This window comes from uncultured Intestinimonas sp., from assembly GCF_944387245.1.
In the GTDB taxonomy this organism is placed as follows: domain Bacteria; phylum Bacillota; class Clostridia; order Oscillospirales; family Oscillospiraceae; genus Intestinimonas.
The window spans coordinates 13,122-34,621 of the sequence record NZ_CALXEE010000018.1; the positions used below are offsets into that span (position 1 = coordinate 13,122).

Genomic DNA, 21,500 nt, shown 5'->3' on the forward strand with positions numbered 1-21,500 from the left:
TGCTCGGTTCCTCCCCTTTACACATATTTCGCGGCCAGGGTCAGGATCTCCTCCTGGCTGGTGTTCTTGGCGTCTACCTCGCCGGCCAGCTGACCGCCGGACATGACCAGAATACGGTCACACACGCCCAGCAGCTCCGGCATCTCAGAGGAGACCATGATGACTCCCTTGCCCTGGTTGGCCAGGTCGATGATCAGCTCGTAGATCTCATACTTGGCGCCCACGTCGATGCCGCGGGTGGGCTCGTCCAGCAGCAGCACCTCCGGCTTGGTGAGGAGCCACCGGCCGATGATGACCTTCTGCTGGTTGCCGCCGGAGAGGGACCGGATCTGGGTGGACTGGCTGGGGGTCTTGATGTGCATGGCCTGGATGGCCCAGTCAGTGTCCTCCCGCATCTTTTTGTCGCTCAGGCAGATGCCGCCCATGAGGTAGCTCTTCAGATTGGAGATGACGGTGTTCTCCTTGATGTCCCGGATGCCAAAGATACCGGTGGCCCGGCGCTCCTCGGTGAGGAGGGCAAAGCCGTTTTTGATGGACTCCCGGGGCGTGCGGTTCTTGATCTCCTTGCCATGGAGCTTGATGGTGCCGCTGCCCTTGGTCATGGCCCCGAAGAGGTTCTCCAGTACCTCGGTGCGGCCGGAGCCGTCCAGACCGGCGATGCCCAGAATCTCGCCCTTCCGCAGCTGGAAGGAGGCGTCCTTCAGCCGGGTGTACTTACCGGAGAGGTGCTGCACGTCCAGGATGACCTCGCCGGGCTCGTTGGTCTTGGGCGGGAAGCGGTTGGTGAGCTCACGGCCCACCATGAGCCTGATGATCTCATTCATGGTGAGCTCCTTGGCCGGCCGGGTGGCCACCCAGGTACCGTCACGCATGATGGTGACATCGTCGCTGATACGGAGGATCTCCTCCATCTTATGGGAGATATAGATGATGCCGCAGCCCTTGTCCCGCAGCATGTTGATGATGCGGAACAGGTGCTCTACCTCAGTCTCCGTCAGGGACGAGGTGGGCTCATCGAACACGATGATCTTGGAGTCGTAGGACACCGCCTTGGCGATCTCCACCATCTGCCGCTGAGAGACAGGCATGGTGGACATAATGGTCTTGGGGTCTACGTTTACTTCCAGCTGCTCAAAGATTTCCTTGGTACGCTTGGCCATGGCCCGTTCGCTGACCATGATGCCGCCCACCTTGGGATAGCGGCCCAGCCACAGGTTGTCCATGACGCTGCGGGTCAGGGCCTGGTTGAGCTCCTGGTGCACCATGGCCACACCGTTCTCCAGGGCCTCCTTGGAGCTTTTGAAGTTGACCTCCTTGCCATCCAGGATGATGGTGCCGCTGTCTCTGGAGTAGATGCCGAAGAGGCACTTCATCAGGGTGGATTTGCCTGCGCCGTTCTCACCCATGAGGGCGTGGACGGTGCCGGGCCGGACCGTCAGGTGAACGTTGTCCAGGGCCTTGACGCCGGGAAAGGATTTGCTGATATCGCGCATTTCCAACAGTACCGGCTGATCCATATGCTTCCTCCTCCTTTTCCGATTCTCTCCTCAGAGCTTCTGCTTCAAGCGCGCCCTCCCACGGCCGGACCGCAGAGAGGAGGCGTCTCAAGCAGGCGCTCCGGAGTGAGCAGAAACGGGGCTGCCGGCAAGCCGGCAGCCCCGCTCGTCTTTCTTGTTTCTTGGGGCCGATCGAGCGTGCGCTTCGATTTATTCGGCAGTGTAGAGGCCGTAAGGCACGCGGATCTTGGCCACGTCGGTGTCCACGATGTAACCGGCAGCGTCATCGATGCCGTCCATCAGAGCGCCGCCGTTCTGGATGTTGCCCACCAGAGCGGTGATGGTGCTGGCCATACCCTCGGCGTCCTGCATCACGGTACCGGTCATCTTACCCTCATCGATGGCCTGCTTGGCGGAGTCGATGGCATCCACGCCGAAGACGGGGATGGTGGTGGAAGCGCCGTCGCCCAGGTTGTAGCCGGCAGTCTGCAGGGAGGAGATGGCGCCCATGGCCATGTCGTCGTTGTTGGCGATGACCAGCTCGATCATGTTGCCGTTGGCCTCGGAGTACTCAGCCAGGATGGTGTCCATGTAAGCCACAGCGGCGGCGGAGGACCAGGTGCCGTTCTGGTCGACCAGGTACTTGGTGGCCACGTCGTCACCGGCGTAGTAGGAGAGGGGCTCCTTGCCAGCCTCGGTCAGGATGGCGTCGGCGTCCTCCACGGCGTACTGGGTGCGGTACTCAGCCTCGGCGTTGCCCTCCTGGCCCTTGAACATGACGTAGGAGATCTTGCCGTCGCCGTTGAGGTCCACGGTGTCGAAGTTGGCAACCAGGAAGTCGCCGATCATCTTGCCCTGCATGTGGCCGGCCTCGGGGGCGTCGGTGCCCACGAAGGCGCAGTTCTCGTAGCTGTTCACCACGGCGCTGTCAACCTCGCGGTTGAAGAAGATGATGGGGATGCCGGCGGCCTTGGCGGCGTCCACGGCGTTCTGAGCGGCGTCGGGGGAGGAGGTCTCCACGATGTTGACGATCAGCAGGTTGGCGCCGTTGGCGATAGCGGTGTTGATCTGGTCGGTCTGCTGGGACTGGTTGCCAGCGCCGTCGTAGTTATCGGGAGTGATGCCCATGGCTTCCAGCATGGTGTCCATGTTGTTGCGGACGCTGGAGATGTACACATCGGAGTAGTTGTAGTAGAAGACGGCTACGTTCAGATCGGAGGCGGCCACGCTGCTGGTCTCAGCGGGAGTGGTCTCGGTGGTGCCGGTCTCAGAGGGAGCAGGGGTGCTGCTGTTGCCGCCGGAGCAAGCGGCGATGCTCACGCACATAGCGCCGGCCAGGAGCAGAGCAGACAGCTTTTTCATTTTCATGTAAAAATCCTCCTTGATTTTTGTTTGGCAGCTCTTTTGGAGCTTTACCACGATCATCATACCATGAAATTCAGGAAAAGGCCATATCAAAAATCACCTCTTTCCATAAATAATCTATTTTTTGCTTTTTGAGCTTTGGCACTTTTATGCAAAATACTCAATAGGTTTCTGGTAGAAAAGCCGAAAGGGCCTTACCAGGCCTTTTGGATATACATCGGGATTCGTATGGTGTTATTTTCCATATTTCCCATATCGGATGGCTCCTCTCCAACGCCCAGGGTCCGGGCCAGCTGGAAGATGGCCGCCCCGTGGGCAGAGTAGTCCATGACCACGGTGCCCAGCAGCCTTCCATCCTCCACCGCCTCCAGCCCCTGGGGGGTGCCGTCGATGCCCACGATACTGTGGAAGTCCAACCCCAGCCGGTCCACCGCGTCGGCGGCCCCCAAGGCCATGTCGTCGTTGTTGCAGAGGATAAGCTCCAGATCCGCCCCCTCCAGCAGCCAGGACTCGGTGAGGGCATCGGCCTGGCTGCGTTCCCAGTTGGCGATGCCGCTCTCCACCCGCTCCAGCGGGACACCGGCATCCCGCAGAGTCTGGACTGACACTTCGGTGCGGATCATGGCGTCCTGGTGGCGGCTCTCCCCTTCCAGCATGGCGTACTGGAGGATGCCGTCTCCGTTTTTGTCCAGGGCAGTGGGGTCGCTCTCCCACAGCTCCAGCACAATCTGGGCCTGAAGCTGGGCGGACTGCCGGGCGTCAGAGCCCACGTAGTAGACCTTCTCCCAGCTCTCCAGGTCCTCCTGGACCGGTTCCCGGTTAAAAAAGACCACCGGCACATCGGCTTCCCGGGCCTTGCCGATGACCCGGGCGGCATCGGTTCGGTCCACAAGATTGACGCACAGCACATCATAGCCCAGAGAGAGAAAGCGGTCAATCTGCTCATTCTGGGTGTTCTGGTTCTCCTGGGCGTCGGACACCGTGAGCTGGACCCGCTCACCGCTCTCCTCGCTCCAGACCTGGGCCGCGGCCTCCATGGCCTGGGTCATGTTGGTGATATAGGTGTCCGTCCCCTTGTAGACCGCCACGCCGATGCGCAGGGTCTCCTCCTCTCCGCCCCCTCTGGGAGCGCAGGCGGTCAGGCACAGCAGCACCGCCGCCAGCAGCGCGCACACTCGTCTTTTCACAGTGCTTCCTCCTTCCGCCTTACGCCACCGGGAACAGGATCTGATCCATAGGATCGGTGAACATATTCTCTGCGGTGACGGTATAGCAGTCCAGGGTCTGGTCCTCCGGCTGCGCCCCGTCCAGGGCCTCCAGCACACTGAGGAGGCTCAGATAGCCGGCGTCGTAATCGCTCTGGACCACCAGCGCCGCCGCCGTGCCCTCCTCCACGCGGCTCAAGATGCTGTTGGAGGTGCCAAAGCCGTAGACCGGTCCGCCCCAGGCGCAGAGGGCCTCAGTGGTCCCGGGCTCCAGGGCCACCACGGGCTGGCCGTTGGGCTCGGGCAGCATCTCGATCGCCGATGCCATCACCGTTCGCCACGCCACCCCCCGTTCCTGGAGCCGTTCCTCCAGACCGCGGCACCGGCGCAGAGCGGTCTCCCCCTCCTGACCGGTCAGGATCACCGCGCAGGAAGAGGCGCCGCTTTCGGCCACGGCGTCGGCCAGCCGCCGGCCCATCTCCTCCGGGGAGGCCGAGATCGTGCATGTTCCATCCACATTGGGCAGGTCGGGTCCCACCACGGTCACAGCCAATCCGGCCGGCGCCTCCTGAAGGGCCGCCGCCAGAGCTTCCCCGTCCACCGGGACCAGAATCACACCGTCCAGCTCCCCTTCCCACTCCCGGCGCAGCTGCTCCGCCTGCGCTGTCCCGGCCGGGCCGTCATACCGGAAAACATAGCGCACATCCACATTGTGCTCCCGGGCCGCCTTATCCACACCCAGGCGGAAGTTCTGCCAATAGGACTCCCCCTCGCCGTCCAGCAGCACGGACACCCGCCGGATCTCCGGCTGTCCGCTCCCCAGGACGTCCTGGAGGAGCATGACGGCCAGAGCTGCCACCAGCACCAGCAGCACCCCAATAAACACATGGCGCTCATTTTTTCTCATCATGTGTCCTCCATTTCCCCGTAGGGCACGGCCGGCAGATGCAGGGTGACCACTGTCCCTTCGTCGGGCTCCGACTGGATGGTGACGCCGTACTCCGCTCCAAAGTAGAGGCGGATGCGCTCCTGGACATTCCTGAGCCCGATGCCGGACCCCCGTTTGCTGCCCGTCTGGGCTCCTGGCTGGGGAGACGCCGTGAGCAACCGCTCCACCACGTCGGGGGGCATCCCCAGGCCGTTGTCCGAGACGGTGATGGTCAGGTCTTTTCCGTCGGTTTCCGCCCGGATATCGATGAGGCCGTCCCCGTCCATGAAGTCCATGGAGTGGTAGATGGCGTTCTCCACGATGGGCTGCACCACCAGCTTGATGGTGGTGAGGTTGGCCGCCTCCTCCGGACACGTGATCTGATAGTGGAACTTGTTCTTGTAACGCATCTCCTGGATGAGGAGGTAGTTGCGCACATGTTCCAGCTCGTCCCGGACGGGGATGATGTTGCGCCCCTTGGAGAGGCTGATGCGGAAGAACCGTGCCAGGGCGGTGACCACCCGGATGGCGTCCTCCCGCTGGCCGTTCTCGATCATCCACACGATGATGTCCAGGGTATTGTAGAGGAAGTGGGGGTTGATCTGGGCCTGGAGAGCGTTGAGCTCGCTCTTCTGCTTGGCCTCATGCTCCCGGACCATGTCGGCGGTGAGCTGGCGCAGTCGGTCCACCATGTTCTGGATGGCCGTCCCCAGCTCCCGGGTCTCGGCGGTGCCCCCCACATAGATGGTGGGGTGCTCCGCCCCCTCTTCTACTTCACCCACCGACTCCCGCAGCCGCCGCAGAGGCTCAGTAATCTTCCGGGAGAGAAGCACATTCATAAGGATAAGCAGCTCCACATAGGCGCAGATGATGACCACCAGGAAGGGGAGCGTCTGCTGGAGGCTCATGGTAAAGCCGGGGCGCTCCACCACGCCCACCACCTTCCAACCGGTGTAACCCACGCTCTGGACGATCACGGAGCGGCGGCTGCCCTCCCACTCCTCGACATAGATGCCGTCCGCCCGGGCGGCGGCCTGAATGCTGTTTTCCCGCACCCGGCCTGTGGCGATGAGGGTGCGCTCCGGGTGGTAGATCAGATTGCCCGCCCCGTCCACCAGATAGACATAGCCGCTGCCGGAGAGCTTCACGCTCTGGAAGAGAGCGGTGAGTGCGCTGTACTTCAGATCAATGAGAAGGACGCCCAGCTGGGTGCCGCCCCCTCGGGTGAGCTCCACAGCGCAGGAAAGGGAAATCACCCACTTATAGTTGCCCGCCCCGTCGGCAAAGAGGGTCTGGATGGCGGGCACCCCGAAGTGGAGATTTTCCGTCTGGGACATGGCTGCGGTGAACCACGCCTCTCCCGTCACATCCACGTCATCCTTTACCTTGGCCGCCGGAGCGGTGGCCACCAGCTCCCCGTTTCCAGTAAAAAGAGCCACATTTTCCACGTAGTCGCTGTATGTGTCGTAGAGGAGCCGGATCTCATCTCCCACCCCCTCCCGCTCCAGGTCGGTATTTTTCACCACATTATAGCAGATGGAGTCGGAGAGGCGGATCATGTCTCTCAAATAGGTGCTCAGAGACTGGTTGACCTGGCTGACCAAAATCTGGTTTTCCTCCTGGATGGCGTCATCCATCTGCCGGGAGAACCGGGCATACAGGGTCAGGCAGGTGAGCAGCACCGCCACCAGAGCGCTGACGGTAAAGGAGGCGAACATCACATACCGGATGCTGCCCCTGGAAAACCGGAGCTGGAGCCGTTTTGTCATCTCTCCCACACCATTGCCTCCTTTTGTTGTCTACACTGCCCGTTGTGGAAAAGGGCGGCCGCCATCCCGGCGGCTCACCGCGCCGGCACCAGGCGACCGCCCCTTCGGAGCATCTCTACTTGCGGAATTGTGACGGTGACACGCCGAACCGCTTTTTGAACACGTAACTAAAGTAATTGGGCTCGTCATAGCCCGCCCCGGAAACGGCTCCGCCCTTTCCGGGGGCCCCACTCCTTCTCTTCCTCGGCGGAAGTGAATTCCGCCTGCGGCAAGGTTTTGCCCGAGTGCAAAACGCTTGGACGCGGATGACCCGCGTCCCCCCTCCGGCGGTGCCAAAAGGTGGGCTACTTGCGGAATTGCGACGGTGACACGCCGAACCGTTTCTTGAACACGTAACTAAAGTAATTGGGCTCGTCATAGCCCACCTTTTCCGCCACCATATAGGTCTTGTCATCGGTGGTACGCAGCAGCTCCACCGCGTGCTCCATACGCACATCGGTGAGGTACTGGACGTAGCTCCGCCCCGTCTCCTGCTTGAAGATGGTGGAGAAATAGGACTGACTGATGTGCAGATGGTCACAAATCCGGTCTACCGACAGCCCGGAGTCTGGATAGTTTTCCCGGATGTACCGCTCCGCCTCCTCCACCAGCCGCTTGGCGGTGGAGACCCGACGCTGGTCCATACAGCCGCTCATGTTGAGGCACACCGACAGCAGCCAGGCCCGGAGCTCCTCCATCGGGGTATCCTCGGCAAGAAGTGCCAACCACGTCCCTCTGGGCCCCAGCATGGCCTCCTCCCCCAGCCGGCAACGCTGGATCACAGGCAGCAGGGTCCCCAGCATGCCGATGGCCCTGGACTGGTCGCTCCACTCCCCGTCTCCTTCGGCCAGGAGCTTGTCCACCATGGCGGCGATCTGCTCCTGAGAGCCAAACTTGATGACGGAAAGCAGCTGCTGTTCTCTGTGGCTGTCCCCCTCCGGCACAGTCCGGTCCAGGCGCTCCATGTCCTGGATGTAGATGGGTTTGCCGATGCCCACCACCGCCCGGTATTCCAGAGCGGCCCGGGCCTCGCCGCAGGACCGGCACAGCTCCTCCAGCTTCTGATAGGGACGGCCGATTCCCACCGTCAGGGTGACGCCCAGGATGCGCTCGCACTCCGTACACACCTCACCCAGAATGCGCATGAGGCTCTCCACCGGGTCCCGCTCCCAGGCGGTGGCGATCAAGATGGAGGAGACTCCAAGCACAATCTCACTCTGACAGCGGTCCCGAAGGGCGTCGGTGAGCATCTGCTGCACCGACACCGGCACCAGCTCGGCGCTGAGGGCGGGCCGGTGCTCGCCGCCGTGGACGATGTCGCACACCGCCGCCACCTTGTACGCTCCCTCCCGCACGGTGAGGGCAAACCGCTCCGCCTGGGCCTCCAACACCCGGGACTCCATGGGGCCACGCATGAGGTCCTGGAGAAATTTCTCCCGCAGCAGGGGCAGGCTCTCCTGATAGGCCTGGGTGAGCCGGCTGATGTTCCGCCGCTGTTCGATCTCCTCATCCAGCACCTTCCGCACCCGGTCCAGAATGGCGGTGAGCTCGGCGGCATTCACCGGCTTGAGCACATATTCCACCACGTTGAGCTTGATGGCCTCCTTGGCGTACTCAAACTCGTCGAAGCCGGAAAAGACGATCAGCTTCAGATTGGGCTTGCGCCGGGAGAGCTCCGCCCCCAGCTCCAGCCCGTCCATAAAGGGCATCTTGATATCGGTGAGGACCACGTCCAGGTCCAAGGTCTCCGCCTTCTCCAGGGCGTCCCGGCCATTTTCCGCATCGGCTACGATCTCGAAGCCCACGGCCCTCCAGTCGATTGTTCTGGCGATGGCCTGCCGCACCTCGGCCTCATCGTCCACGATCATGATTTTGTAGAGCCCCACCGGGACACCTCCTTGTGCCGCTCAGTCGTGCCCGAAGGCAAAAATGATCTCCTGATAATACTGCTCCCCTGCCCGCAGCACAACGGAGGGAAAGCCGGGCTGGTTTATGGCATTGGGAAAGCCCTGGGCCTCCATGGCCACACCGCAGCGGGGCGCATACCGTGCCCCTCCCTTTCCTGCCGTCTCCGGCAGGAAGTTGCCGGTGTAGACCTGAAGTCCCGGCTGGGTGGTGGAGAGCGCCATGGTAATGCCGCTCTCCGGCGCGGTGAGCACCGCCGCCCGGCGCAGGCCGGTCCCCCGCAGGACCCAGTTGTGGTCGTAGCCGCCACCCTGGCGGATCTGTGGGTGGTCGGCATCCCAACCGGCCTCCAGGGACCGGGCGGTCCGAAGATCAAAGGGGGTCCCCACCACCGAGGCGATGGTGCCGTTGGGGCAGTTGTCCGCCCCCAGCTCGGTGAAAGCGATGGCGTCAATGGAAAGGGTGTGGCTCCCCACGCTGCCGGCGCCGTGGCCGTTCAGGTTCCAGTAGGCGTGGCTGGTGAGGTTCACCACCGTGTCGGCGTCGCTCTCCCCCTCCAGCACCAGCCGGAGGGCGTTGTCCTCCGTCAGGGTATAGCTCACCCGGACTTTCAGGGTGCCGGGATAACCCTCCTCCCCGTCGGGGGAGGTTCGCGAAAAGACCACTGTATCCCCTTCGACACTGTGGTCCCACACATATTGATCGAAGCCCCGGTTCCCGCCGTGGAGGTGGTTGGGGCGCTCATTGGCCTGGAGCACATATTCCCGGCCGTCCAGGGTGAACCGGGCGTCCCGGATGCGGTTGGCACACCGGCCCACCAGGGCGCCCAGATAGCCCTGGTGATTCTCCTGGTACTCTGCCATAGTATCAAAGCCCAGGCACACATCCCGGAGGGTTCCGGTGCGGTCGGGGACGGCCACTGCCCGGAGCATGCAGCCGTAGTCCAGCACCTCCACCCAGGCGCCGGAGGCGTTCTCCAGGCGGAAACAGGTCACTGGAGCACCGTCAGCGGCGGTGCCAAAGGGTCTGGTGGTAATCATGCCTGCTCCTCCACCGTCACCTTGATGCCGCCCGCCGGACGAACCGACAGGTCATGGCAGGTCCCGGCGCCAAAGACGGCCTCCATCTTCTGTCGGAACGTCTCCAGCTGTCCCATGGGTACGAAGGCCTGGACAGTTCCGGCAAAGCCGCCGCCATGGACTCGCCAGGCGCCGTCCTGCTCCAGCAGCCGCCGGCAAAGGGCCAGGGCCAGGGAGAGGCTGCGCTCCGAAGGGTCGCCGGAGGGGTAGATGTTCTGCAAAAGGTCCATGGAAGAGGTGCCGGAGTCCCGCACCAGGGCCAGGAACCGCTGGAAATCCCCCTTCCGCAGGGCATCGGCCTGGTCCAGCACCCGCTGGTTGTCGCCGTAGAAGTGCATGGCCCGCAGAAGGGCCCGGTCGGGCACCTTGCCCCGGAACTCACCCAGTCGGGCGTAGAACTCCGCGGGGTCAGTTTCACCCAGCACTTCCTTGCCCATCAGCTTGGCCACGGAGCGCATCTCCTGGGGGATGGCGGCGTACTCGTCAGTGAGATTGGCGTGGCTTCCGCCGGCGTCGATGAGGCACAGGGCATAGCCGTGGTCGGCAGGGACGCAGGGGATGGACTCCACCACCGGGGAGGCGGGGTCGGCAAAGTCCATGAGGCAGAAGTCGCCCACGGCGGAGGCACACTGGTCCATGAGGCCGCAGGGCTTGCCGAAGTAGGTGTTTTCAGCAAACTGCCCCACCTTGGCGATGAGGACAGGGGTGGCCCGGCCATTGTTGTAGAGGCCGCTGAGGATGGTGCCCACCAGCACCTCGTAAGCGGCAGAGGAGGAGAGCCCGGAGCCGGGCAGCACATCGGAGCTCACATAGGCATCAAAGCCGCCGAAGCGCAGGTCCAGCTCATAGAACCGGGCAGCGATGCCCCGGATCAGGGCGGCGGTGGTGCCTTTCTCCTCGGGGACGATCTCCAGCTTCTCCAGATTGATGCGCTCCTCGCCGTGGCCCTCGGAGTAGATCCGGATGACGTTGCGGTCGTTTTTAGCCACCACCGCCACCGCATCCAGCGTGACAGCCGCCGCCAGGACCCGGCCCCGCTGGTGGTCGGTGTGGTTACCGCCGATCTCACTGCGGCCGGGGGCAGAGTATAGCTCCACCACGTGCTCTTCGCCAAAGCGCTCGGCAAAGGCGTTGACAATGTGCAGATACCGCTCCCGCTGGCCCTCCCAGCGGCCGGGATACAGCTTTCGGAAGGTCTCGTCGTACGCGCCGGCGTCCAGCACCTGTCTCAATTCACGGATATTCATGTATTCTCCGCTCCTCTCGGACTTTTCTCCGGGCTCTACCCGGCCCGTTTATCACTGATATTTTACCCTTTTTTGCCCATGCAGGCAAGACACATTTTGCTCCCTCAGAGGGTATCTATCACGGGAGCTCCGCGGAAGATCACCGCCCGGACAGCCAGATCCCGGTCCAGCAGCACCAGGTTGGCCCGTTTTCCCGGCTCCAGGGAACCCACCCGGCTGTAAATGCCGATGGCCCGGGCGGGATTCACCGCCGCCGCCTTCACCGCTTGGTGGAGGGGAATGCCCATCTGTACCGCCGTCACCATGCAGGCCATGAGGTCGGTGGCCGAACCCGCTAAGGTACCGTCGGCCAGGGTGGCCCGGCGGCCCTCCACGTGGACATCCTGTCCGCCCAGAGTGTAGTCCCCGTCGGGCATGCCGGCCGCCCGCATGGTGTCGCTGATGAGGATGACCCGGTCAGGCCCGAACAGGCGGAAGGTGGCCCGGACCACCGAAGGGTGGACGTGGACACCGTCGCAGATGAGCTCCACCCGGCTCTCCGGGGTATCAAAGGCGGCCCCCACCACCCCCGGCGCCCGGTGGGCAAAGGGGGGCATGGCGTTATAGAGGTGGGTCACCTGCCGGGCACCGGCCTGGAAGGCGGCCAGGGCCGTCTCGTAGTCGGCCGTGGTGTGGGCGATGGAGACGCACACCCGCTCTCCCACCTGTTGGATAAAGTCCAGGGCACCTGGAAGCTCCGGCGCCACCGACACCAGCTTCACCAGGCCCTTTGCCTCATTTTGCAGCTCCCGGAAGAGGGCGGCATCGGGTTCTCGGAGCCAGGCGCCGTTCTGGGCGCCCTTCTTCTCCGGGGATAGGAAGGGTCCCTCCAGGTTGATCCCCACCAGGTCGGCGCCGCCTTTCGCGGCCTCCCGGTGGCTGCGGGCATTGGCACACATGGCCAGCAGTGCCTCCCGGTCCAGGGTCATCCCCGCCGGGCAGATCTGGGTGACGCCCCGGGAGAGCTCGTAGTCGGCCATGACGGCCAGGCCCTCCGGGGAGCCATCGCTGAAGTCCTCCCCCCGGCAGCCGTGGAAGTGGAGGTCGGTGAGGCCGGGGATGAGCCAGCAGCCGTCGGCCTCCACCACCGCATCGTCTCCGCTGCGGAAGGAGATGAGCTCTCCGTCGGTACACAGGTCCCGGCGGACGAAACCGTTCTGTACATCAAATACACTGGCGCCGATGATCCTCACTGCAATACCCCCGCTTCTCTCAGGCCGCTGAGGGCGGCCACATCGCCCACCAGCACCACATCCCGGTGGAGCTGCAAAATGGAGGCGGGCACCTCCGGCGTGATGGGACCGCAGAAGGCCCTACGCACCGCCTCCGCCTTGTCGGCGCCGCTGACCGCCACCAGCACCCGTCTGGCAGACATGATGGCGCCAACGCCCATGGTGATAGCCTGACGGGGCACCTCCTCGTTCTTTTGGAAAAAGCGTGCGTTGGCCTCGATGGTGCTCCGGGTCAGATCCACCACATGGGTCTCCCGGATGAATACCGTCCCCGGCTCGTTGAACCCGATGTGGCCGTTGCGTCCCATGCCCAGCAACTGGAGGTCGGTCCCGCCCAGGGACTCCACCAGGGCGTCATACCGGCGGCACTCCGCCTCCGGATCGGCGGCCAGGCCGTCGGGGACATGGGTCCGATCCAGACAGATATTCACCTGGTCAAAAAGGTTGGTACGCATAAAATGGCGGTAGCTCTGCTCGTGGTCGGGCCCCAGGCCCCTGTATTCATCCAGGTTCACCGTGGTGACATCACAGAAGCTGAGCAGCCCATCCCGCTCCCAGGCGGCCAGCTTCCGGTAGGAGCCCACCGGCGTGGAGCCGGTGGCCAGGCCCAGGACGCAGTCCGGCTTCCGGATGACTTCGGCGGCGATGATGGCCGCCGTCCGGCGGCTCATGGCATCGTAGTCGGCTTCCTGATAGATCCTCATTCCCCTTTTTCTCCTTTTGTACTGTTCTTACCGTGTACAGCGGACCCCAAGGTCTGTCCGCCCCTCACTGACCCTATTATATCGGTATATCCACCAAAAGCCAAGGGGGAGGCGGGCTTTTTCCTGCCGCATCTTGTCTATATTTCAGAATGCGGAAAAAGCAGAGCGGGTCTGTCCCGCTCTGCTCCTCTCATCCGTCAATAGAGGCCCTTGATGATGTCCGCACAACGCTCGATCCCCAGGGTCCCGCTGTTCAGGGTAATGTCATAGTTCTGGGCGTGGCCCCACTTCATGTTGGTGTAGAACCGGTGATAGGCCGCGCGGCGTTTGTCCTTGTCCTTCAGCCGCTGCTCTGGGGAGGCCTCCCGCTCCCCATACACCTCCACGATGCGCCTGGCCCGGAAGTCCATATCCGCGTGGATAAAGACCCGCAGGCAGTCGGCCTTGTCCCTGAGGATGTAGTCGGCGCACCGGCCCACAATCACGCAGGGTCCCTTTTCCGCCAGGTCCGTAATGATCTTGCACTGGACCTCCCACAGATAGTCCTCATTGGTGGGGCCGAAGGCCCGGTTGGTGAGGTTGGACAGGAATCCCACAGGAGCAGACTCACCGTTGTCCTTGATATACTGCTCATGGAATCCGCTCTCTGCCGCCATTTTCTGAATCAGTTCTCTGTCGTAGCAAGGCAGCCCCAACGCCTCTGCCGCCTTTTTTCCGATGGTGCGGCCGCCGCTTCCGAATTCACGGCTGATGGTAATGATTCTGTGTTTCATAACGCGCACTCCTTCCACAATATCCATCCCCGCCGGTCATTCAGCGGTTTCCATTCTTTTCAGCTGCTTTCTCTCATAAATCAGCAGTCCGACCGACAGAGAAAGGCCAGACCGTCGGCCACAGGGCCGGTCCACAGCACGCCCACTACACCCAGGAATTTGGGCAGGATCAGCGCCGCAGGCACAAAGAAAATGATCTGACGCGCCAGAGACAGGATGGCCGACTTGATTGGCTTGCCCACCGCCTGGAGATATACAGCGATCACCGTCTGGAAACCGGTCAGGGGACACAGCAGCAGAAACGTGCGGAAGGCCATAACGGCAAACTCATTGTAAAGCCCCTCTTCCGAGCCAAACAGGGACACAACTGCCATCGGAGCAAACTGGAAGATCAGGAAGGCAATGATGGCGATGACCTCAGAGACTACGATCGCGATGTCCAGCGCCTTTTTCACACGGGTAAAATCCTTGGCGCCATAGTTGAAGCCGATGATCGGCTGAGCCCCTACGGCGATACCCACCAGGATGGAGATGAGGATCTGGTTGACCTTCATGACGATACCTGTGGCCGTCATGGGGATTTCGGAACCGTAAACGGACAAAGCGCCGTAGGAAACCAAACAGATTGTTGGTCAGCGCCATGACGATGGTGATGGCAAACTGGGTGATGAAACTGCTGATACCCAGGCTGAGCACGGTGACACAGGTCTTTGCTTTCAGGACGAATGCCGTGCGGTCAATGCGGAAGGTCTTGAACCGGAAGAGATAGGTCACCGCCATGATAAAGGTGGCCACCTGACCGATCACCGTAGCAATGGCGGCACCCTGCACACCCATATGGAAGATAAAAATGAACACAGGGTCCAGGATGGTGTTGAGCACGGCGCCCAGCGCCATGGACATCATGGCATATTTGGGGCTGCCGTCGGCCCGGATCATAGAGTTGATCGCGCCGGGGATCATCATAAAGGGAAGGCCGAACCCGATGATCGTACCATATTGCAGTGCGTAGTCCCACAGGGCGTCGGTAGCGCCGAACAGTTTGAGGATGGGATCAATAAAAATCAGGAATACGGCTGCCAGGACAATGCTGACTGCAACCACCATAACGATTGCATTGCCTACCCCCCGCTTGGCACTGGCAATGTCCCCTTCGCCCAGCTTCAGGCTCAGATAAACGGCGCCGCCGTCGCCGATCATCAGGCACAGAGCCAGCGCCACAATGGTGATGGGGAACACGGCATTCGTGGCGCCGTTGCCCAGATAGCCCACGCCCCAGCCGATGAAGATCTGGTCCACAATGTTGTACAGGGAGTTCACCAGCAGGGAAATGACGCATGGGACGGCGAATTTCAGGATCAGCCTGCCGATGGGCTCCGTTGCAAAAGGGCTTTTGGCTTCTGCTACTTCTTTTTCCATAGTCGCATCTCTCCTTATTAAGTAACTAGTTACTTATTTGCGCAAAAAAGCAGGCAGCGCACCGAGTATCTCCTCAGCGCGCTGCCTGGGGAATTCAGTTTTGACCGGCCGACTCACTCCGCGTCGATGTTCTCCAGGAGCATATCCGCCAGCTGGTGCAGGGCTTCCCGCTGCTCCAGGGTAAAATTCCGGCACAGCTCGGACAGCACCTCCTCATCCTGCTCCAGGATCATATGGTGGATCCCGGCCGATCGCTCCGTACAGGTGATCTTCTTGTACCTCCGATCCAGGCTGCTGGGGACACACCGGATGAAGCCCTTGCTCTCCAGACGCTGGAGCAGCTTGGTCATGGCCGGATGGGTAACGTGCTCGATCCGTTCCAGATCGTTCTGGTGGATCTCCGTCTCTCCAGCGGCCTCCAGACGGCTGACCGAACCCAGCACCCGCAGCTGTACGGCGGTCAGGCCCATGGTACCGGCCTTCTCGTCCAGCTTCTTGCGGAACGCCCGGTTGATGATGGCGAGCTTCAGGCCAAACGGCATTGCGCCCACAGTGCCCCACCTCTCCTAAATAAGTAACTAGTTACATAGTATATCTGTCCACAGTATTTGTCAAGGCCGGGAGGGATACAAAAAAGGGACACTGTGTAAACAGTGCCCCTTTTTCGCTTATGAACTCAGCGCATACCCTTGTCGTAGGGGATACCCTCGGCTTTGGGGGCTCTGGACTTCTGAGAGGTGAAGGCCAGCACCACCAGGGAGACGATATAGGGCAGCATGTTGTAGACGGAGCTGGGCAGGTTCAGGTTCTTCAGCAGGTCGAAGCCGGTGTAGACGTTGCCCAGGGCCCGGAAGAGGCCGAAGAGCAGGGCCGCCAGAGCGATGCGGGTGGGCTTCCACTGGCCGAAGATCATGACGGCCAGGGCCAGGAAGCCGAAACCGGCCACGCCGTACTCGAACTTCCACTCGCTGACGCCGGCGGTGATATAGACGATGCCGCCCAGGCCGCCCAGGAAGCCGGAGATGAGGACGCCGGCATAGCGCATGCGGTAGACATTGATGCCCACGGAGTCAGCCGCCTGGGGATGTTCGCCGCAGGCCATGAGCCGGAGGCCGAAGCGGGTGCGGTAGAGGACCACCCAGGAACAGATGAGGGCCACCAGGGCCATGAGCATGAACCAGTTGAACTCGAACCCGCCGATGTTCACCAGGAAGGCCTTCTTCTGCTCGATATACTGGATGGTGGCAGAGACGTTGCCGGAGTCGGCGGCGGTGTTCATGGCCTTGACGAAGACAGTGGCGGCGGCGGTGGCCAGCAGGTTCATGGCGGTACCCACCAGGGTCTGGTCGGCCTTGAAGTTGATGGCGGCCACGGCCAGCAGCAGGGAGTAGAGCATGCCCAGGATCACGGCGGCCAGAACCACCAGCACAATCATACCCACGTCGGGGATACCGGCTGGGGCGAACTTCATCATCAGGGCTCCGCCCAGGGCGCCCATAACCATGATGCCCTCCAGGCCGATGTTGATGACGCCCGAGTGCTCGGAGAAGCAGCCGCCCAGGGCCACCAGGATGAGGACCGAGGCGAAGATAATGGTATATTGGATCAGCAGCAGCATTATGCTTCCCCTCCTTTCTGCTCCTGGGCCGCACGGCGCTCGGCGCGGCGGTCCAGCCAGGCGGTGAGCGCGGTCTTGAAGAAGAACACAAAGCCGCACAGGTAGATGATAAGCGACGAGATGAGGTCAGAGATCTGGGCGGAGTACATGGTCTTGTCCACATAGGCGCCGCCGTTGGTGATGTGCTGGATGAAGTAGGAGGAGAAGATGGCGCCGATGGGGTTCAGGCCGCCCAGGAAGGCGGCGGCGATGCCGTTGAAGCCCATGGCCGGCACGGAGGACTGGGTGCACTGCCACTGCTCGAAGCCGGTGAGGAAGAAGGCGCCGGCGCCGAAGCCGGCCAGGCCGCCGGCGATGGCCATGGTGAGGATGATGTTGCGCTTCTCCTGCATACCGCAGTACTTGGCGGCGAACTTGTTTCCGCCGGTGGCCCGCAGCTCATAGCCCAGCTTGGTCTTCTCCAGCAGCACCCAGATGAGGATGGCCACGATCACCGTCAGGGGGATGGCAATGGTGACATACTGGTTGTTGGAGAAAAATTCACCCAGACCCAGGCTGGGAATGATGGCGGAGGGGTTGGTGCTGGAGAGGGTCATGGTGTAGGGACTGGCCGACTCCTTCACGTTGCTCAGCAGGGCGTTGACCACATAGAGGCTGATCCAGTTGAGCATGATGCAGGAGATGACCTCGTTGACGTTGCGGTAGGCCTTCAGGGCGCCGGAGATGCCGCCCAGAACGGCGCCGGCCACAATACCGGCGATGAGGCAGACGAACCAGGGCATCTGGAGGCCCAGGGCGCAGTAGAGGCTGGCGCCCGCGCCCACCACATACTGTCCCGCGGCGCCGATGTTGAAGAGGCCCACCTTATAGGCAAAGAGCACCGACAGGGAGCACATGAGCAGCGGTGCGGTCTTGACCAGGGTGCTGCCCAGGTACTTCATCCGGGCGGGGCCGCTGGGATAGTAGAAAAAGTTCTTGACGATGGTCAGGATGGCCTCCCAGGCGCCGGCGGGGTTGATGGCCAGGAGGACCAGGTAGCCGATGACCAGGCCGATGATGATGCACAGCAGGGAGGCCAGCAGGGACTGCACACCCTTGTTGCGCAGAATCGAGTTTTTCTGTTTCATCCCTTAAGCCCCCTTCCGCTTGGCGCCGGCCATGTAGAGGCCCATCTCTTCCACTGTGGTGGTCTTGGGGTCCAGCTCTCCCACGATCTCACCCTCGTACATGACCAGGATGCGGTCGGAGAGGGCCATGACCTCGTCCAGCTCAAGACTGACCAGCAGCACACCCTTGCCGGCGTCCCGCTGTGCCACGATCTGCTTGTGGATATACTCGATGGCGCCCACGTCCAGGCCGCGGGTGGGCTGGACGGCCACCAGCAGCTCGGGATCGCGGTCGATCTCACGGGCCACGATGGCTTTTTGCTGGTTGCCGCCGGACATGGCCCGGGCGGCGGTGATGGGACCCTGGCCGGAACGCACGTCGTACTGCTCGATGAGCCGCTCGGCGTACTCCCGGATGGCCTTGCGCTTGAGGAAGCCGGTGCTGGAGACGAACTGGGGCTCAAAATACCGCTGGAGCACCATGTTGTCCTCCAGGGTGTAGTCCAGCACCAGGCCGTGCTTGTGCCGGTCCTCGGGGATGTGGCTCATGCCCATGGTGGAGCGCTTACGGATGGGGGCGTGGGTAATGTCCTGTCCGCACAGGGTGACCTTACCCGACTTCACGGGCTCCAGGCCGGTGATGCCGTAGACCAGCTCGGTCTGGCCGTTGCCGTCGATGCCGGCAATGCAGACGATCTCCCCGCCCCGGACGGTGAAGGAGACGTTTTTCACAGCGTTGTTGTTGCTGTGCACCTTGGAGGCCACAGTGAGACCCTCCACCGAGAGGATCACATCCTTGGGCTTGGCCTCCTCCTTGTGGACCACGAAGTCTACGTCACGGCCCACCATCATCTTGGAGAGCTCCTCCTTGGTGGTGGTGGCCACGTCCACGGTGCCGATATACTTGCCCTTACGCAGCACGGTGCAGCGGTCGGCCACCGCCATGATCTCGTTGAGCTTGTGGGTGATGAAGAGGATGCTCTTGCCCTCGGCCTTGAGTCCCCGCATGATGTCCATGAGCTCATCGATCTCCTGGGGGGTGAGGACGGCGGTGGGCTCGTCGAAGATGAGGATCTCATTGTCCCGATAGAGCATCTTCAGGATCTCGGTGCGCTGCTGCATACCCACGGTGATGTCCTCCACCAGGGCGTCCGGGTCCACCTTCAGGCCGTATTTGTCAGAGAGGGCCATGACCTTCTCCCGGGCTTCCGCCTTCTGCAAAAAACCGCCCTTGCAGGGCTCCACGCCCAGAATGATATTGTCCAGCACGGTGAAGCACTCCACCAGCTTGAAGTGCTGGTGGACCATGCCGATGCCCAGATCATTGGCGTCGTTGGGGTCTTTGATCTCTACCACCTGACCGTCCTTCTTGATGGTGCCCTCTTCTGGCCGGTAGAGGCCGAAGAGGACGCTCATCAGCGTGGACTTACCGGCGCCGTTCTCGCCCAGAAGCGCGTGGATCTCACCTTTCTTCAACTGGAGCGTGATGTTGTCGTTGGCAACGATGCCGGGAAACCGCTTGGTGATGTTCAGCATTTCGATGGCATATGGCTGCTCCAAGCTTACCGCCCTCCCTCTTGTCGCATAGTATCTGCCGGACCGTCCGCGAAGCGCCGGCCCGTAGGGCTTCCGCCCCAGGTCCGCCCCGGTGTTTCACACCGTGCGGAGCCAGCATATATCAGCATATATGGTTCTCTACCATTGTACTATATTCAGGCGCATAATTCAAAACAAAAATGTTCGATGTGCCATTTTTCTCTCCCCCCCCATAGAAAAAAGGCCGCCGCGGCATCTGCCGCGGCGGCCTTTTCTCAGATCCGAATGGATCTCTTACTTAATGTTGCCGTACTCGTTGACGGTGATGACAGTGGCGTTGTCAGCAGCGGCCACAGACACGTCGTTGGAGACGGTGATGGTACCATCGTACATACCGGCCACCAGAGCCTTGTAGTTGTCCTGAGTGAAGGTGTCGCTCCACTGGGTGGACTCCATGGGCAGCTGGACATAGTTGGCAGTGGGATCGTCGCCGGACACCAGGCCCAGGGTCTCGATCTGGCCGCCGTAGTTGGCGAAGTTGCCGTCCATGACCTCCTGGAGGAGGTGCTTGGTGGTGTTGGCCAGGCCCTTCATGGCGGAGGTCACGGTCATGCCCTCGCCGTAGGCGTCGATGATACCAGCCTGATCCACGTCCACGCCGATGACCTTGCCGCCAACCTTGGCAGCGGCCTCAGCAGCGGAGGTGTAGATGCCGCCGCCGCAGGCAAAGACGACCTCAACACCCTGGGTCTGATACCAGTTGTCCATGTAAGCGGTGATGTCGGCATCGCCGAAGAACTGGTTGCCGTAGACGTACTCCACGGTCACATCGGCACCGTTGCCCAGCTCGACGGCAGCGGCGTCAGCGCCCTGCACGAAGCCGTAGCCGTAGCGCTGCACAGCGGGGACAGCCATGCCGCCCAGGAAGCCCAGGTGGGTGTAGCCCAGCTTCACAGCGGCGTAGCCGGCCATGTAGCCGCACAGCTCTTCCTGGTACACGGCGCAGTAGACATTGGAGGGCACGGTGTAGTCAGAGCCCAGGTCAGCCTCGCCCACGTCCAGAGCGATGAAGGTGACGTCGGGATACATCTCAGCGGTCTCCTTGATGGTCTCGGCGAAAGCGTAGCCGGGCATCACGACCACGTTGTAGCCCTCGGCCACAGCGGCGTCCACCATGGCCACACGCTCAGCGGTGGAGTCACCGGCGGGCTTATAATAAGTAAATTCCACGCTGTTGGCGGTGCAGAACTCGTTGCAGGCCTCATAGGTGGTCTGGTTGAAGGACTGGTCGGTGATGTCGCCGTAGTCGGTGATCATGGCCACCTTCATGTCGGTGGCGGAAGCGGTCTCGGCGGGAGTGGTCTCAACGGGAGTGGTGGTCTCGGGGGCGGGAGTCTCGCTGCTGCCGCCGCCGCAGGCAGCCAGGGAGAACACCATGGCGCCAGCCAGAACAAGAGCGGAAAGTTTCTTAAAATTCTTCAAGCTGATCTACCTTCCTTTCAAAATCAATGCCCGGTATGGCCTAGACATCTTCAAAAATGGTCCATCCTCCCGAGCACGGGCCTATTATATCGCACATTTTACCAGAGCGCAACCGAAATTTCGCGGTTGTCAAAAAAAGTTTACGGTTTTGTTACAAAAGTGTTAAATGATCGTCGTCCGTCCAAGCAGGTCTTGGGGAAATGGACGGCTGCGCACCTGAAAAAACAGCGGAGACCGTCTTTCGGACGGTCTCCGCTTCATGCAAAATGCGGTCAGTTCTCAGTACCCCTCGCCCTGCTGGCCCTTCACCAGCTTCACGATCCGGGAGGTGCCAAGGCGATCGGCAGCCCCACGGGAACACGCTCCCGCGGGGACCCCCTTTTATTTCATCTGCGGCCGGCAGAAGTCAATTCCGCCGGCCTTCGCCGCATACGCGGCGTCCCGCCTGCGGCGGGTCCCGGCGCCGCCCGCACATGCCTTCTCTCAGTACCCCTCGCCCTGCTGGCCCTTCACCAGCTTCACGATCCGGGAGGTGCCAAGGCGGTCGGCGCCCAGGGC

The 21,500-nt window shown here is 62.0% G+C and carries 19 protein-coding genes; all 19 read right to left on the reverse strand.

Annotated features, from left to right (window positions below; all coding sequences use genetic code 11):
• Positions 1-17 precede the first annotated feature (17 nt).
• Positions 18-1,517: an ATP-binding cassette domain-containing protein gene (locus Q0K15_RS04150; RefSeq protein WP_294512640.1), complete on the reverse strand. Its 1,500-nt coding sequence runs from the start codon at positions 1,515-1,517 to the stop codon at positions 18-20.
• Positions 1,518-1,706: 189 nt separating this feature from the next.
• Positions 1,707-2,864, reverse strand: a complete 1,158-nt coding sequence (locus tag Q0K15_RS04155) for a galactose ABC transporter substrate-binding protein (RefSeq protein ID WP_365933184.1) — start codon at positions 2,862-2,864, stop codon at positions 1,707-1,709.
• A 191-nt stretch (positions 2,865-3,055) separates the two neighbouring features.
• Positions 3,056-4,048 carry a galactose ABC transporter substrate-binding protein gene (locus Q0K15_RS04160; protein ID WP_294512643.1) on the reverse strand — a complete coding sequence of 331 codons (993 nt, stop codon included), beginning with the start codon at positions 4,046-4,048 and terminating at the stop codon, positions 3,056-3,058.
• Positions 4,049-4,067: 19 nt separating this feature from the next.
• Entirely contained in the window at positions 4,068-4,973 is a 906-nt protein-coding gene (locus Q0K15_RS04165; RefSeq protein ID WP_294512646.1) for a substrate-binding domain-containing protein, read from the reverse strand.
• A complete protein-coding gene (locus tag Q0K15_RS04170; RefSeq protein ID WP_294512684.1) occupies positions 4,973-6,763 on the reverse strand; it encodes a sensor histidine kinase in 1,791 nt (596 codons plus the stop codon). The genes Q0K15_RS04165 and Q0K15_RS04170 overlap by 1 nt, the downstream gene beginning before the upstream one ends.
• Before the next feature lie 115 nt (positions 6,764-6,878).
• On the reverse strand, positions 6,879-7,217 hold the full coding sequence (locus Q0K15_RS11095) for an AraC family transcriptional regulator (RefSeq protein ID WP_365933188.1): 339 nt from the start codon (positions 7,215-7,217) through the stop codon (positions 6,879-6,881).
• Positions 7,108-8,688, reverse strand: a complete 1,581-nt coding sequence (locus Q0K15_RS04175; protein WP_294512649.1) for a response regulator — start codon at positions 8,686-8,688, stop codon at positions 7,108-7,110. Before Q0K15_RS04175 ends, Q0K15_RS11095 begins: the two co-directional genes overlap by 110 nt.
• A gap of 21 nt (positions 8,689-8,709) precedes the next feature.
• Complete coding sequence (locus Q0K15_RS04180) at positions 8,710-9,747, reverse strand: aldose epimerase family protein (protein WP_294512652.1); 1,038 nt, start codon at positions 9,745-9,747, stop codon at positions 8,710-8,712.
• A complete protein-coding gene (locus Q0K15_RS04185) occupies positions 9,744-11,033 on the reverse strand; it encodes a galactokinase family protein (protein ID WP_294512656.1) in 1,290 nt (429 codons plus the stop codon). The genes Q0K15_RS04180 and Q0K15_RS04185 overlap by 4 nt, the downstream gene beginning before the upstream one ends.
• 104 nt (positions 11,034-11,137) lie before the next feature.
• Entirely contained in the window at positions 11,138-12,265 is a 1,128-nt protein-coding gene (gene nagA, locus Q0K15_RS04190; protein WP_294512660.1) for an N-acetylglucosamine-6-phosphate deacetylase, read from the reverse strand.
• Positions 12,262-13,008, reverse strand: coding sequence for a glucosamine-6-phosphate deaminase (gene nagB / locus Q0K15_RS04195; protein WP_294512663.1), 747 nt, complete (start codon positions 13,006-13,008; stop codon positions 12,262-12,264). Before nagB ends, nagA begins: the two co-directional genes overlap by 4 nt.
• A gap of 197 nt (positions 13,009-13,205) precedes the next feature.
• Complete coding sequence (locus Q0K15_RS04200) at positions 13,206-13,781, reverse strand: cytidylate kinase-like family protein (RefSeq protein ID WP_294512666.1); 576 nt, start codon at positions 13,779-13,781, stop codon at positions 13,206-13,208.
• An 80-nt stretch (positions 13,782-13,861) separates the two neighbouring features.
• The gene (locus Q0K15_RS04205; protein WP_294512687.1) at positions 13,862-14,314 is read right to left on the reverse strand and encodes an MATE family efflux transporter; all 453 of its coding nucleotides are present in this window, start codon (positions 14,312-14,314) and stop codon (positions 13,862-13,864) included.
• The gene (locus Q0K15_RS04210; RefSeq protein WP_294512669.1) at positions 14,199-15,200 is read right to left on the reverse strand and encodes an MATE family efflux transporter; all 1,002 of its coding nucleotides are present in this window, start codon (positions 15,198-15,200) and stop codon (positions 14,199-14,201) included. Before Q0K15_RS04210 ends, Q0K15_RS04205 begins: the two co-directional genes overlap by 116 nt.
• A gap of 113 nt (positions 15,201-15,313) precedes the next feature.
• Positions 15,314-15,742 (reverse strand): MarR family transcriptional regulator, encoded by a 429-nt coding sequence (locus Q0K15_RS04215; protein ID WP_294512690.1) that lies wholly within the window; start codon positions 15,740-15,742, stop codon positions 15,314-15,316.
• 134 nt (positions 15,743-15,876) lie between these two features.
• Entirely contained in the window at positions 15,877-16,818 is a 942-nt protein-coding gene (locus Q0K15_RS04220) for an ABC transporter permease (RefSeq protein ID WP_294512672.1), read from the reverse strand.
• Positions 16,818-17,945 (reverse strand): ABC transporter permease, encoded by a 1,128-nt coding sequence (locus Q0K15_RS04225; protein WP_294512675.1) that lies wholly within the window; start codon positions 17,943-17,945, stop codon positions 16,818-16,820. Before Q0K15_RS04225 ends, Q0K15_RS04220 begins: the two co-directional genes overlap by 1 nt.
• A 3-nt stretch (positions 17,946-17,948) precedes the next feature.
• A complete protein-coding gene (locus Q0K15_RS04230; protein ID WP_294512693.1) occupies positions 17,949-19,460 on the reverse strand; it encodes an ABC transporter ATP-binding protein in 1,512 nt (503 codons plus the stop codon).
• A gap of 294 nt (positions 19,461-19,754) precedes the next feature.
• On the reverse strand, positions 19,755-20,942 hold the full coding sequence (locus tag Q0K15_RS04235) for a BMP family ABC transporter substrate-binding protein (RefSeq protein WP_294512678.1): 1,188 nt from the start codon (positions 20,940-20,942) through the stop codon (positions 19,755-19,757).
• Positions 20,943-21,500 lie beyond the last annotated feature (558 nt).